This is a genomic window from Pseudomonas sp. Z003-0.4C(8344-21), assembly GCF_900104975.1.
In the GTDB taxonomy this organism is placed as follows: Bacteria; Pseudomonadota; Gammaproteobacteria; order Pseudomonadales; family Pseudomonadaceae; genus Aquipseudomonas; species Aquipseudomonas granadensis.
The window spans coordinates 1116320-1130452 of the sequence record NZ_LT629756.1; the positions used below are offsets into that span (position 1 = coordinate 1116320).

At 62.4% G+C, this 14133-nt stretch carries 11 protein-coding genes; 6 read left to right on the top strand and 5 right to left on the bottom strand.

Going from position 1 to position 14133, the window contains the following annotated elements; all coding sequences use genetic code 11:
- Nucleotides 1-2 precede the first annotated feature (2 nt).
- Nucleotides 3-800 (bottom strand): hydroxymethylpyrimidine/phosphomethylpyrimidine kinase, encoded by a 798-nt coding sequence (locus BLU24_RS05210; protein WP_093106457.1) that lies wholly within the window; start codon nucleotides 798-800, stop codon nucleotides 3-5.
- A 303-nt stretch (nucleotides 801-1103) separates the two neighbouring features.
- On the opposite strand from BLU24_RS05210, the gene BLU24_RS05215 reads away from it, so the two are divergent.
- From BLU24_RS05215 to BLU24_RS05230, 4 genes are all read left to right on the top strand, one after another.
- The gene (locus BLU24_RS05215) at nucleotides 1104-3455 is read left to right on the top strand and encodes a hybrid sensor histidine kinase/response regulator (protein WP_093098057.1); all 2352 of its coding nucleotides are present in this window, start codon (nucleotides 1104-1106) and stop codon (nucleotides 3453-3455) included.
- Between the two features lie 99 nt (nucleotides 3456-3554).
- Nucleotides 3555-5204, top strand: coding sequence for an acyl-CoA dehydrogenase family protein (locus BLU24_RS05220; RefSeq protein ID WP_093098060.1), 1650 nt, complete (start codon nucleotides 3555-3557; stop codon nucleotides 5202-5204).
- Nucleotides 5205-5396: 192 nt separating this feature from the next.
- Entirely contained in the window at nucleotides 5397-6896 is a 1500-nt protein-coding gene (gene amn, locus BLU24_RS05225; protein ID WP_167359912.1) for an AMP nucleosidase, read from the top strand.
- 74 nt (nucleotides 6897-6970) lie between these two features.
- Nucleotides 6971-7606, top strand: a complete 636-nt coding sequence (locus BLU24_RS05230; protein WP_093098063.1) for a pseudouridine synthase — start codon at nucleotides 6971-6973, stop codon at nucleotides 7604-7606.
- Here the strand turns inward: BLU24_RS05230 and BLU24_RS05235 are convergent.
- Both BLU24_RS05235 and BLU24_RS05240 read right to left on the bottom strand, forming a co-directional pair.
- The gene (locus BLU24_RS05235) at nucleotides 7601-7810 is read right to left on the bottom strand and encodes a DUF2788 domain-containing protein (protein WP_007909655.1); all 210 of its coding nucleotides are present in this window, start codon (nucleotides 7808-7810) and stop codon (nucleotides 7601-7603) included. The two genes, BLU24_RS05230 and BLU24_RS05235, sit on opposite strands and share 6 nt — an antisense overlap.
- 295 nt (nucleotides 7811-8105) lie before the next feature.
- Nucleotides 8106-8585 (bottom strand): Lrp/AsnC family transcriptional regulator, encoded by a 480-nt coding sequence (locus tag BLU24_RS05240; protein ID WP_008081091.1) that lies wholly within the window; start codon nucleotides 8583-8585, stop codon nucleotides 8106-8108.
- Between the two features lie 450 nt (nucleotides 8586-9035).
- On the opposite strand from BLU24_RS05240, the gene BLU24_RS05245 reads away from it, so the two are divergent.
- Entirely contained in the window at nucleotides 9036-10058 is a 1023-nt protein-coding gene (locus BLU24_RS05245; protein ID WP_093098066.1) for a DUF6515 family protein, read from the top strand.
- A 41-nt stretch (nucleotides 10059-10099) separates the two neighbouring features.
- On the opposite strand, the gene BLU24_RS05250 is transcribed toward BLU24_RS05245, so the two are convergent.
- Both BLU24_RS05250 and BLU24_RS05255 read right to left on the bottom strand, forming a co-directional pair.
- Nucleotides 10100-10987 (bottom strand): cation diffusion facilitator family transporter, encoded by an 888-nt coding sequence (locus tag BLU24_RS05250; RefSeq protein WP_093098069.1) that lies wholly within the window; start codon nucleotides 10985-10987, stop codon nucleotides 10100-10102.
- 12 nt (nucleotides 10988-10999) lie between these two features.
- Nucleotides 11000-11419, bottom strand: coding sequence for a polyribonucleotide nucleotidyltransferase (locus BLU24_RS05255; RefSeq protein WP_093098072.1), 420 nt, complete (start codon nucleotides 11417-11419; stop codon nucleotides 11000-11002).
- 101 nt (nucleotides 11420-11520) lie between these two features.
- Between BLU24_RS05255 and hrpB the strand changes: the two genes are divergently transcribed.
- The gene (gene hrpB / locus BLU24_RS05260) at nucleotides 11521-14040 is read left to right on the top strand and encodes an ATP-dependent helicase HrpB (protein WP_093098075.1); all 2520 of its coding nucleotides are present in this window, start codon (nucleotides 11521-11523) and stop codon (nucleotides 14038-14040) included.
- Nucleotides 14041-14133 lie beyond the last annotated feature (93 nt).

The following is a 14133-nucleotide window of genomic DNA, read 5'->3' on the forward strand; positions in this document are numbered from 1 at the left end:
CGTTACGAGCAGAAATCCAGCGGCAGGCGACGCGGGACGAACTGGCCTTTGCCCAGTTGTTCGGCATCGCGCAGGGTGCGCCAGGTGTAATCCAGTGCACTGCGCACGGCGCTGGCCAGGTGTTCGCCCTGGGCCAGGCGACCGGCGAGGGCGCTGGCCAGCGTGCAACCGGAGCCGTGATAGCTGCCGGGCAGACGCTGGCAAATAAAGGTTTCACGCAGACCGTCGCGGCTGTACACGCGGTTGTGGATTTCAGTTTCGTCGCCATGGCCGCCGGTGATCAGCAGGTTCTTGACGAATGGCAGGAGTTTTTCAGCGCACTCGTCCGCGGTGCCATCGGGCAGTTCGGCGAGGATGCGCGCTTCGGGCAGGTTGGGCGTGGCGATGATCGACAGCGGCAGCAGCCGCTCGCGCATCGCATAACCGACTTCGTCCTTGCCCAGGCGTCCGCCGCCGCCGGCGCGCAGCACCGGGTCGCAGACCACCGGCAAATGCGGGTGCGCCGAGAGCAGTTCGACAACGGTCTCGACCATCTCCAGCGAACCGAGCATGCCCAGCTTCACCGCCGCGACTTCGGAATCGTTGAGCACGGCATTGGCCTGGGCCAGTACCCACTCACGGTCGAGGACGCGAAAGTCAGTGACATTCACCGTGTCTTGCACGGTCAGGGCGGTGACGGCCGGAGCCGCATGGCAACCTTGCGCGAGCAGGGCTTCGATATCTGCCTGCAGGCCGGCGCCACCACTGGGGTCGTGGCCGGAGAGACAGAGGACAACGGGGCGGGAGCTGTAGATATTCATGGTGCGCGAGCTTACCACCAAAGCTGATTTTCGGGTTCAGTGCCGTTGCTCCTGGCCGATATCCCGGACAGAGATTCCGACCGCATTGTCACAACTTGACCGACTCAACAGCTCTAGTCCGCAGCTTTGCTCTGAAACGCCCGTTCTAGAGCCTTTGTAGGAAAAGTTTCGATGGTGCTTAATGGCCATCAGCGGCTATGCTAGGCTGGATCCAAATCAATAACAGGTAATACCGGTTTTACGTCTACTCAAAGGGAATGGGGGGCTTCCTGACACAACCGGACGAGCCACGCTGGGGCTTCAATGCGCTATTTGCTGATGTTGCTGTTCTGCTTGCCCCTCCTGGCGAGCGCTGTCGAATTCGACGAATTCACCCAGAGCCTGCCGCTGGGCCGATCGCTGCAAGTGTTCGAAGACCCGAGCGGTCAGGCGAGCCTCGCTGACGTTCGCGCGCACGCAGCCGCCGGCCATTTCAAGGCCCACGACAAGGCCACGCTCAACGCCGGTTACTCGCGTTCGGCGTTCTGGCTGAAGATCGACCTGCATTATCGTCCGAGCAACCCCGCCGCCCAGCGCACCTGGTTGCTGGAGCTGGCTTACCCACCACTCGATCATCTCGATTTGTACTTGCCCGACGCTGCTGGCGACTATCGCCTGGTGCGCCAGACCGGCGATGCCTTGCCGTTCGCCAGTCGCGAGATCCGCCAGAACAACTACTTGTTCGACCTGCCGTTCAAGCCCGATCAGCAACAAACGCTGTACTTGCGTCTGGCCAGCGAAGGCTCGATCCAGGCGCCGGTGACGTTGTGGTCGAGCACCGCTTATCTCGAAGACCAGCCGGTGCGCCTGTATGTGCTCGGCATCATTTATGGCGTATTGCTGGGGATGCTGGTCTACAACCTGTTCATCTACCTGAGCGTGCGCGACACCAGTTACCTCTATTACATCTTCTACATCGGCTCGTTCGGCCTCTATCAGTTGTCGGTCAACGGCGCGGCGGTCGAGTATTTCTGGCCGGACAATCCCTGGTGGGCCAACGCTGCCACGCCATTCTTCATTGGCTGCGCCGGCCTGTTCGGCAGCCAGTTCGCCCGCAGCTTCCTGCAGACCCGCACCCATAGCCGCTGGCTCGATCGCTTGCTGATCGGGCTGATTGCCTTCAGCGCCGTGGTGATCGGGCTGTCGCTGATGACCAGCTATGCGCTGGCCTTGCGTCTGGCGACGACACTGGCGCTGACCTTCACCGTGGTGATTTTTGCTGCGGGGATTCTCGCCTGGTGGCGCGGTCTGCGGGTGGCGCGCTATTTCATCATTGCCTGGTCGGCGTTCCTGCTGGGCGGCATCGTCAATACGCTAATGGTGCTGGGCCTGCTGCCGAATGTGTTCCTGACCATGTACGCCAGCCAGATCGGTTCGGCCATCGAAGTGGCGCTGCTGTCGCTGGCGCTGGCCGACCGCATCAACGCCATGCGTGAGCAGCAGGCGCAGACGCTGTACGACGCCGGACAGAAGCTCGAAGTGCTCAACCAGCAACTGGCGCACAGCAACAAGCTCAAGGACGAATTCCTCGCCACTCTGACCCATGAATTGCGCACGCCCATGAACGGTGTGATCGGCTCGCTGGAGTTGATGCAGACCGTCGAGATGGACCCGGAGCTCGAGCAATATCAGCAGACGGCCGCCGGTTCCGCACGGGACATGATGCGCATGGTCAACGGCATCCTCACGCTGACCGAATTGCAGGCCGGCAAGCTCAAGGCGTCCTCGGGCACTTTCAGCCTGCGCGCCGTGATCGAGGCACTGCGTGTGCAATTCGAGGGTAACGCGGCGAGCAAGTCGCTGGACTTCAAGGTCGATGTGCTGCCAACGCTGCCGGATCGCCTGCACGGCGACAGCGCCAAACTCGCGCAATGCCTGGAGTGCCTGCTGGATAACGCGATCAAGTTCACTCGCGTCGGTGGTCTGGCGCTGCGCGTGACCGGCAAACCCTCGACGGATAATCGTCTGGCGCTGTCGTTTGCAGTCATCGACACCGGCATCGGCTTTACCGATCTGGGCGAGGCGACGATGTATCAGCGCTTCTTCCAGCTCGACGGTTCGATGACCCGCGAATACGGCGGCCTCGGTGTCGGCCTGGCGATCTGCCGACAACTGGTCGAACTGCTCGGCGGCAAGCTGACCCACCGCTCCGAGCCGGGGCGCGGCAGCCGTTTTCAACTGGATGTCGAGTTTGAATTGCCGGTGATCGAACCGGCGCTGGAGTTCTCGTCCACGCAGAAGCAGATTCGTTTGCCGCAGGACTGCACGGTGTTACTGGTGGACGACAACAGCGTCAATCAATTGGTGATGCGCGGCATGCTGCTCAAGCTCGGCTTTCGCGTGCGTACCGCGGACAACGCGACGGCGGCACTGGCCTGTTTGCAGCGCGAGAGCGTCGACGCCGTACTGATCGACTGTCAGCTGCCGGCCCATGACGGCGCCTCGCTGTGCTGCCAGATTCACGCCTTGCCGGGCTGCGCGCATCTGCCGGTGTTCCTGCTTGCTCTGAACGCCGAGCGCGACCTGTGCGCTACCGGCGTGGCCATCGATTACCTGAACAAACCGGTGAAATTCGAAGAGTTGCAGTCGGCGCTGGAGCGTCGCGTGCTGTGCTGAGAGGAGGGTAAAAGCGCCGCAAATTCGGCGGATATGCCACTTTGATCGGCGTGGGGCCGGTGCTTAACTGACTTCCTGCCGAATCAAGGAGCCGCCGCGATGAACCTGCATCAGTTCGCCGAAACCCACGAAGTCACCAACCAGCCACCGTCGCTGGACGGCACCAATCTGTACCGCATCGATCTGCCGTTGCAGGAATGGTCGCGCCGGTTTGGCGCCGGCTGGGCCGAGTCGCGGATCGAGGCCTACGGGGCGCTCGCCGGTGGCCCACTGATGGAGGCCGGCTTCCTCGCCAACCAGAACAGACCGGTGTTTGCCAGCCATGATCGCTACGGTCATCGCATCGATCTGGTGGAGTTTCACCCGGCGTATCACCAGTTGATGCGCAGCGCGATCGAACACGGCCTGACCTCGCTGCCGTGGGCTCACCCGCAGGACGGCGCGCATGTCGCCCGCGCCTCCATGACCTATCTGCACAGCCAGGCCGAGGCCGGCAGCGGTTGCCCGTTGACCATGACCTTCGCCAGCGTGCCGGCCCTGCGTTTGCAGCCGGATCTGGCCGAGCAATGGCTGCCGAAAGTCCTCTCCACCGAATACGACCCACGCAACGTCGGCATGGCGCACAAGGCCGGCGTGACCATCGGCATGGCGATGACCGAGAAGCAGGGCGGCACCGACGTGCGCGCCAACACCACCAAAGCTTATCCGGTCGGCGCCAGTGGCCCGGGCCAGGCGTATGAACTGGTCGGGCACAAGTGGTTCTGCTCGGCGCCGATGTGCGATGCCTTCCTTACGCTGGCGCAGACCGACAAGGGCTTGAGCTGCTTTCTGCTGCCGCGTCATCGCCCCGACGACACGCGCAATCAGTTCTACATCCAGCGTCTGAAAAACAAACTCGGCAATCAGTCCAATGCCTCCAGCGAAGTCGAATTTCGTGGTGCGCTGGCGTGGATGATCGGCGAAGAAGGCCGTGGCGTGCCGACCATCATCGAGATGGTGGCGATGACCCGTTTCGATTGCATGGTCGGTTCCAGTTCGCTGATGCGCCAGGCGCTGACCCAGGCCAGCCATCACTGTGCGCATCGCAAGGTCGGCGGCAAACTGCTCAGCGAGCAACCGTTGATGCAGAACGTGCTGGCCGATCTGGCGCTGGAAAGTGAAGCCGCGCTCGCGCTCAGCCTGCGCATGGGCAAGGCGCTCGATCATCTGGATGATCGCCACGAAGCGCAGTTCGCGCGGCTGGTGACAGCGGTGGGCAAATACTGGATCTGCAAGCGCGCGCCGGGAATGATCAACGAAGCCGCCGAATGCATGGGCGGTGCCGGTTATGTCGAGGACAGCATTCTGCCGCGGCTGTACCGTGAAGCCCCGGTGAATTCGACCTGGGAAGGTTCGGGCAACGTGCAGTGCCTCGACGTGCTGCGCGCGTTGTCGAAAGAGCCGGGCGTGCTGGACGTGTTGTTCAGTGAACTGGGCGATGGTCATGGCGACAAGCGCCTGGCCGCGCATATCCAGCAATTGCAGGCGCAGTTCAAGGACACCCGCGACATTCAGTATCGGGCGCGGCAGTTGACCGAAGATATCGCCCTCGGTTTGCAGGCCAAACTGTTGCTCGAGGCCGGTAACGCGGCGGTCAGCGATGCGTTCATTGCCAGCCGCTTGAGCGGCGGCGGCCGGGTCTACGGCGCGTTGCCGCGTGGGCTGGATGTCGAGGCGATCGTCGCACGTTCGACTCCGCAGCTTTTCTGACCTCAATTTTGCCGATACCACAAAACCCTGTGGGAGCTGGCTTGCCAGCGATGACGGTCTATCAGTCAACATCAATGTTGAATGTGACGGCCTCATCGCTGGCAAGCCAGCTCCCACAGGGATTCGCTTCGCCTGAAAGAATTGCCTGCACCCACAACGCCACTGTTCCCGTGACGCGACGATGCAGGCAAGATGAAGCTCTGCAAGTCAGAACACAGGAAGCTGATCGTGACCGAAGCGTTTATTGTCGTTCAAACCGCCGAACAAGCCGTGGATCGTCTGGCCGAGCTGCATGAGCGGGCCACCAGTGCGCTGAATTCGGCGCTCAAGCGTTACCTCAAGGACCGCGTCGAACCCGACGCCGAACAGCGTGCCCTGTTTCGTTATCCCGAACTGCGTCTGACCTATCACTGCCAGGGCGAAGTCCCGCAGACCACTCGCGCCTACGCCAAGGTGCAGTTGCCCGGCACCTACAGTGTCACCGTCACTCACCCGGCGGCATTTCGCAAATACCTGCTGGAACAACTGACCCCGTTGATGCACGACTTCACCGTGACCGTCGAGGTCGGCGTCAGCCAGCAGAACATTCCGTACCCGTACGTGGTCGAGCAGGGCGATGAGCTGGCCGGTTCCGGCGTTACCGCTGCGGTGCTGGCGCGGGTGTTCCCCAGTACCGACCTGTCCGCGGCCACCGATGGCATCGCTGACGGTCTCTACGATTGGGAAAACACCGATCCGCTGCCGTTGGCGCTGTTCGACGCCGCGCGTGTGGATTTCTCGCTGCGCCGTCTGGTGCACTACACCGGCAGTGACTGGCGCCATGTGCAACCGTGGATCCTGCTGACCAACTATCACCGCTACGTTGACCAGTTCATCGTTCATGGCCTGGAGCAACTGCGCAACGACCCGCGATTCGTGCGCATGGTCCTGCCGGGCAATGTGATCATCGAGAAGGGCATGGACCACGGCGAAGCCTCGGCCATCGCTGCCGGTGTGGTCTGGCACCGTTATCAGATGCCGGCCTATCACCTGATCGCCAACGATGGCCACGGCGTGACACTGGTGAACATCGGCGTCGGCCCGTCCAACGCCAAGAACATCACCGACCACCTCGCGGTGCTGCGTCCGCATTGCTGGCTGATGATCGGCCACTGCGGCGGCCTGCGTCAGTCGCAGACCATTGGCGACTATGTATTGGCCCACGCGTATATGCGTCGCGACGGCATCCTTGACCGCGTAGTGCCGCCGAACATTCCGATCCCGGCGCTGGCCGAAGTGCAGTTGGCACTGCAGCAGGCCGCGGCCAACGTTACCGGCGAGAAGGGCGACGACCTGAAAAAACGCCTGCGCACCGGCACCGTGCTGACCTACGACGACCGTAACTGGGAACTGCGCTGGGCGCAGGAACGGCCGTTGATCAACCTGTCCCGTGCTGTCGCTGTGGACATGGAAAGCGGCACGATTGCGGCGCAGGGGTATCGCTTGCGGGTGCCGTACGGCACGTTGCTCTGCGTTTCGGACAAACCGTTGCACAGCGAAATCAAGCTGCCGGGTTCGGCCAACGCTTTCTATGAACGCGCGGTCAGCCAGCACTTGAAGATCGGCATCGAAGCGGTGGATCTGCTGCGCACCGAACTCAACTCGCTGCACTCGCGCAAGCTGCGCAGCTTCGACGAGCCGCCGTTCCGTTAACGCTTAGTCGTGGTCATTTGGCGGTCGGGGCACTAGCATTGTCAGCCCTGATCGCTAAATGTTTTTCTCCTCTTATGTCCCGTCCTACTCGTCCACCTTCCCGCCGCCCTGGCGTGAAGCCTCAATCGTCCTCGCCGCGCCGTGTTGCCAAGGCACCACCGGCCGAGCCGAAACTGATCCTGTTCAACAAGCCGTTCGATGTGCTGACGCAATTCAGCGATGGTGAGGGGCGGGCGACGCTCAAGGATTACATCAATGTGCCCGGCATTTACCCGGCCGGACGCCTGGACCGTGACAGCGAAGGCTTGTTGCTGCTGACCAATGACGGCCAATTGCAGGCGCGCATTGCTGATCCGAAACACAAACTGGCGAAGACTTATTGGGTGCAGGTCGAAGGCGTGCCGACTGCCGAGCAGTTGCAGCGTTTGCGTGACGGTGTCGAATTGAACGACGGCATGACCTTGCCCGCCGAAGCGCGGCAACTGGATGAGCCGCAGTTGTGGCCGCGCAATCCACCGGTACGCTTTCGCGCGACCATACCGACTTCATGGCTGGAACTGGTGATTCGCGAGGGGCGCAACCGTCAGGTGCGGCGCATGACGGCGGCGGTCGGCCTGCCGACGTTGCGTCTGGTGCGGGTCAGGATTGGTGACTGGACGCTTGATGGGCTCGATCAGGGCCAGTGGAAAGAAGTGCCGGCGCGCTTATAGAGCGCCGGATTCGATCAGGCCGATCACCACACTCTTGATGATGAACGCGGCCACGCCCAGGCCCAGCACGAAAAACAGAATGAACGAGCCGAAGCGCCCGGCCTTGGACTTCTTTGCCAGATCCCAGACGATGAAACCCATGAAAATGATCAGGATGCTGACCAGACCGGTCATCATCCATTCTTCTAACAGTGCTGGATCCATTGGCAATCTCCGGCGCGGGGCAGGCTGAAAGGGCGGCGGGGAGTATACGGCATGGTGGGTGGGGTGGCATTGATCTGGGTCTGATCCGCAATGGTTGCCCTCACCTGGCCCTCTCCCGGAGGGAGAGGGGACTGACCGCAGTGTCTTGCGTTATACATTGACCTGAAAAATCGAGTCGATTATGGATTCACTCTCGTGGGATCAGGTCGGCGTAACTCTCCAATATTCCCCAACCGGCCCCCTCTCCCCTTGGGAGAGGGCTGGGCGGGCGGCGTTCCGATGAGGGTGCCTTTGATCAGTTGCGCAGGTGGGTCAAGGGCAATTCAGTACTGTTCAGCACCTGATTCAGCACAAAGCTCGAACGAACGCTGGTGACACCCTCGATGCGGGTCAAATGCCCCAGCAACAACTTCTGATAGTGATCCATGTCCGGCACCACCACCTTCAACTGGTAATCCGCATCCACGCCCGTCACCAGACTGCACTCCAGCACTTGCGGCAACGTCCGGATCGCTGCTTCGAAATTCTCGAAACGCTCCGGTGTGTGCCGGTCCATGCCGATCAGCACATAGGCCGTCAGGCTCAGCCCGAGCATCTTGCGATCGAGCAGTGCAACCTGGCGCGAGATGTAGCCGTCGTCTTCCAGTTGCTTGACCCGACGCGAGCAAGGCGAGGGGGACAGACCGATGCGCTCGGCCAGCTCCTGGTTGGAGATGCGGGCGTCGCGTTGCAATTCCGCCAAAATACTCAGGTCGTAACGGTCGAGTTTGCTCATCAATCTGTCCTTGGCTGTAACTATTGCGGCAGATTATCTATCCAGGGTTAAAAATTGCGCAAGTGGTGTTTATTTGAGCAATCTTCGCAATCATCTGTCGCGGCGTCCGGCCTATTCTTATCACCAGAATCACTGCTCGGTAACACAGTCCACGCGGCCCGCCCAATCCGGCCCGCCGCGGCCGCCACCCCCACCGGGGTTGTGCCGGCCCCCGAGCTGCACACTGTCCAGAAGACGGCGTGAGGTGAGCCGACGTCAAAAGCGTCGAGCCAGGACGCAATTCTCTAAAAGGGAGGCCGACGGGTCTCCCTTTTTTCTTGCCGGCGATTTCATCTTGCCGCCTCAATAAATAAGTCGCGCGACTGATAACCTGTCGCAGAACCCGGTGGGCCTGTTGCGAGTCTTAGCAACAGGCCCTCCCAATGACAGGCTCCCGCAGTGAGGAACAACATGAATTCGCGCATCTGGCGTCTGGCCGGTGTTGGTTTGCTGTGTGTGAGTGTCAGTGCGCAAGCGCTGGCCGACGAGCCGCAAAATCGTGGACCCGATGGCGACGGTCGGGGCCAGCAGCATCAGGGCAACGGTCAGGGCCGTGGCGGTGATCAACGCGGGCCGGGCAATGAGGCGCAGAACCCGCCGCGGCCGCAGAACAACGAAATCATTCGTGGTGACAACAGCCGCCAGTTCGAGCACAACGGCCAGCCGCACAACAATGACGGTCAATGGCAGAACCGCAACCGCCCCGATGATCGGCCAGAACCGCCGCGGCAACCGGGCAATAACCTGCCGATCCAGCCACGTCCCGACACTGTGCGCCAGACCCAGGAACCGCGTCAGGGTTACTACCGCGACGAACGCCCGCAGAATGGTTACCACAATCAGCAGTGGCAGACCCAGAACCGTCCCGATGACAACCGCTGGCCGGGGCGTCCGAACGGTCATGGCAATGGCTGGGGCCCGGGTCCGCAATACCGTCCGGGGCATGTGATCGATCGTTTTCCGGATCGCGACTACCGCGTGCCGTATCGGGGGCAGGATTATTTCTATTCCGGTGGTTACTGGTATCGCCCGCAAGGCCCGCGCTACATCGTCGTGCAGCCGCCGCGCGGGATCCGCATCCAGTATTTGCCTGATTACGCCCGCGAAGTATGGATCGGCGGCTCGCTGCTGTTCCTCGCCGCTGGCTCTTATTACGCCTATCAGCAAGCGACGCAGGATTACGTCGTGGTCGAACCGCCGGTGCAGCAACCGCCGCAACCACAGGCTCAAGGTTATGACGTCGAAGCTTATCCAGCGAATGGCCAATCGCCGGAGCAGGTCCAGCAGGATGGCTATCAGTGTTACCAATATGCGGTGCAGCAAAGCGGTTTCGACCCGCGCGCCGCGACCTACCAACCGGCGCCCGAAGTGGTTCAGGCGTACCGCCAGGCCCAGGGCAACTGCCTGAGCAGTCGCGGCTACCAAGTCAGATAGAAGCACCTGCAAGCTTCAAGCTATTAGCTACAAGCTTGAAGCTAATAGCTTGTGGCTGCTTTTACGGGATCTGCGTGCACCAGCACTTCGGTCCGTGGGTAGGCCTTGTGGATGGCGTCGGCGGCTTGATCGCTGATGCCGTGAGCGACTGACAGCGTCAACTCTCCCGGCAACTCCAGGTGCAACTGCACGAACCAGTGGTTGCCGGAGATGCGCGTGCGCAAGTCATGCGCGCCCAGTACACCCGGCACACTGCACGCCAGTTCAAGCATGTGCTGGCTGACGTCGGTCGGCAGTTCCTCGTCCATCAACACCGAAAAACTCTCGCGGGCGATCTGGATCGCGCTCCACAGGATGTAGGCGGCAATGCCCAGGCCGAACCACGCATCCAGTTGCTCGAAGCCAAACCCGGCCAACACCAGCGCCAGCAGGATGCTGCCGTTGAGCAGCATGTCCGAGCGATAGTGCAGCGAGTCGGCGCGCACGGCGTTGGAGCCGGTCTGCTTGATCACTCGGTGCTGCAACACCAGCAACGCCGCGGTCAGCAGCAATGAAAACACGATCACGCCGATGCTCAGCCATGGCGCGCCCAGAGGCTGCGGCGTCTGGAAGCGCTCGTAGGCCTGAAACGCGATCAGCAGCGCGCTGCCGCCGATGAACAATGCCTGCGCCATCCCTGCCAGGGACTCCGCTTTGCCGTGGCCATAACGGTGATCGTCATCCGCCGGGCGCAGCGCGTAATGCACCGCGAGCAGATTGAGCATCGAGGTGACGCCGTCCAGCGCCGAGTCGGTGAGGCCGGCGAGCATGCTCACCGAACCGCTGAGCCACCAGGCGATGGCTTTGGCGATGATCAGCGTGCACGCCACCGCCACCGAGGCGCGGGTCGCCAGGCGCAGCAGGCGGGCGTGTTCGGGGCTGGAGGTCATTGATCTTCCTTTTTATGCCGCAGGTTGCAGGCCGAACATCGCCAGTTGCTGAGTGCTGCCCTTGTGCTGGATCAGGCGCGGGTCGTCGAGAGGAAAGTCTCGCCCCAACTCGCTTTCGAGAATCGCCTGCAACTTGAGATTATCGACCTGACCGTCCGGGCCGATGGCTTGCTTGAGCTTGGCGGGATCGATCTGCGCGGTGTGGCCCGGTTCGAAATAGATCGCGCCAGTAGCGAAGTCGACGGCAAACGCGATCAGCCCGGGGATGATGTAGAACAACAGGCCGACAGCGTCGAGCGCGGCAATCGCCGGGTCGATCTTGCCATCGATCTGGCCGCGACGGTCCGGGTAGAAAATCGACCCGCACGCAGTGATCTGCGTGAGCAGGGTGGCGACCAGAACACCGCCGATCAGGCGAAAAGGTAAGCGCATGGAAATGTCTCCTGAGAGCTGAACAATTACGGCTACTGTTTTGAGTTCAGACTACGCCAAACAGTTCGCCGTTATACTCGCCGATCTGTTTGGGAGCCAGCATGATTTCTTTGCCGATCGACGATGTTTTACCCGCCCTGCGTGAAGCCCTCGCGTTACGCCACGAAGCCGTGCTCGAAGCACCGCCCGGCGCCGGTAAGACCACCCGCGTGCCGCTGGCCTTGCTGGATGAAGCGTGGCTCGCCGGGCAGACCATTCTGATGCTTGAACCGCGCCGACTGGCCGCGCGTGCCGCGGCAGAACGTCTGGCCAGCGAGTTGGGCGAGCAGGTCGGGGAAACCGTCGGTTATCGCATTCGCCTCGACAGCAAGGTCGGCCCGAAGACGCGCATCGAAGTGGTCACCGAAGGCATTCTCACCCGTCGTCTGCAGGATGACCCGGCGCTGGAAGGCGTGGGGCTGCTGATTTTCGATGAGTTTCACGAACGCAGCCTCGACGCCGATCTGGCGTTGGCCCTGAGTCTGAACGGTCGCGAACTGTTTCGCGCTGAACAACCGCTGAAGATTCTGCTGATGTCGGCCACCCTCGAAGGCGAGCGTCTGGCCGGGTTGCTCGATGACGCGCCGATCCTGCGCAGCGAAGGGCGCATGTATCCGGTGACGATGCGCTGGGGCCGGCCGTTTCAGCCCGGCGAGTACATCGATCAGCGCGTCACGCAGACCGTGCTCGAAGCGCTCCATGATGAAACCGGCAGCCTGCTGGTGTTCCTGCCGGGGCAGGCGGAAATCCGTCGCGTGCATCAGCAATTGGCCGATACCGTCGGTGAGCGCAGCGATGTCTTGCTCTGCCCGCTGCACGGCGAACTCGACCTCAATGCCCAGCGCGCGGCGATCGATCCGGCGCCGCCCGGTAAGCGCAAAGTGGTGCTGGCGACCAACATCGCCGAGACCAGCCTGACCATCAACGGCGTGCGCGTGGTGATCGATGCCGGGCTCGCGCGAGTGCCGCGTTTCGACCCGGGCAGCGGCATGACCCGCCTCGATACTCAGCGCATTTCCAAGGCCAGCGCCACCCAGCGTGCCGGCCGTGCCGGGCGACTCGAACCGGGTGTCTGCTACCGCTTGTGGTCGCAGGATCAGCACGAACAACTCGCCGCTTACGGCAGTGCCGAAATTCTTTCGGCGGACCTCGCCAGCCTGGCCCTGCAACTGGGGCGCTGGGGCGTAACGCCAAATGAACTGGTATGGCTGGATGTGCCGCCTGCGGCGGCGTATGCACAAGCGCAGGATCTGTTGCAGCGCCTCGGTGCGCTCGACGGCGAGGTGCTGACCCCGCATGGCCAGGCCATGGCCGAACTGCCGGCGCATCCGCGCATCGGCCATTTGCTGTTGCGCGGTCAGGCGTTGGGCCTGGCGAACATGGCTTGTGACGTCGCGGCGCTGCTCGGCGAGCGCGATATCTTGCGCGGCGCCGGCGCGGACTTGCACAGTCGTCTGGCCCTGCTTTCGGGCGAACAGCGTGCGGCGCGTGGCGCCCAGGGCGGGGTGCAACGCGCTCGGCAATTGGCGCGGCAATATCGCGGTTACCTGCGCGGCAAGGCCAGCGCGCCGGTCAGCGATCCCGAGCACCCGCGCTGGCTCGGCGCGTTGCTGGCGTTGGCCTACCCGGATCGCGTGGCGCAACAACGGCGTGCCGGTGGCGCGGAATATCGTCTGGCCAACGGTCGCGCCGCGCTGTTCGCCGAAGCCGACAGCCTGATGAAAGAGCCATGGATCGTCATCGCTGATCTCGGTAGCCGCCAGGGCCAGCGCGAGGAGCGGATTTATCTGGCGGCGGATTTCGATCCGGCGCTGTTCGACTCGGTATTGGCCGAACAGGTGCACTGTGTCGATCAACTGGACTGGGACGAGCGCGAAGGCGTGCTGCGCGCCGAGCGCCAGCGCAAGGTCGGCGAACTGATCCTCAGCCGCGAACCGCTAACCGGTCTGGATGAAACTGCGCGCAGTCAGGCGCTGGTCAATCTGGTCCGACGCAGAGGTCTCGAGCTGTTGCCGTGGACCCCGGAATTGCGCCAGTGGCAGGCACGGGTGGCGCTGCTGCGCCAGCTCGATCTGAGTCATCAGGACGACAGCCAGTGGCCGGATGTCAGCGACGCGACACTGCTCAATTCTCTTGAGGACTGGCTGATGCCGTATCTGGGCAAAGTTTCGCGACTCAGCCATTTTGCCAACCTCGACCTGTCGAGCATCGTGCGCAATCTGCTGCCGTGGCCGCTGCCGCAAAAGCTCGACGAGCTCGCGCCGCACCATTTGAGCGTGCCGTCGGGCTCTTCGATTCGCCTGGATTACAGCGAGTCGCCGCCGATTCTCGCGGTGCGCTTGCAAGAGCTGTTCGGGCTCGCCGATACACCGCGAATTGCCGGCGGGCGGCAAGTGGTCAAGTTGCATCTGCTGTCACCGGCGAGGCGGCCGGTGCAGGTGACGCAGGACCTGGCCAACTTCTGGCGCAGTACCTATGCCGAAGTGAAGAAGGATCTGAAGGGGCGCTATCCGAAGCATTACTGGCCGGATGATCCGCTAGTGGCCGAAGCCACTGCGCGGGCAAAACCGCGCGGCACCTGACCCCGATGGCAGCGCGCCATTAGTCCATCCGTGCTAATTGCCCTTGTTTGTACAGGCTCGCAAAATCGCGGCCTGAACAATAACAAGTGTTGC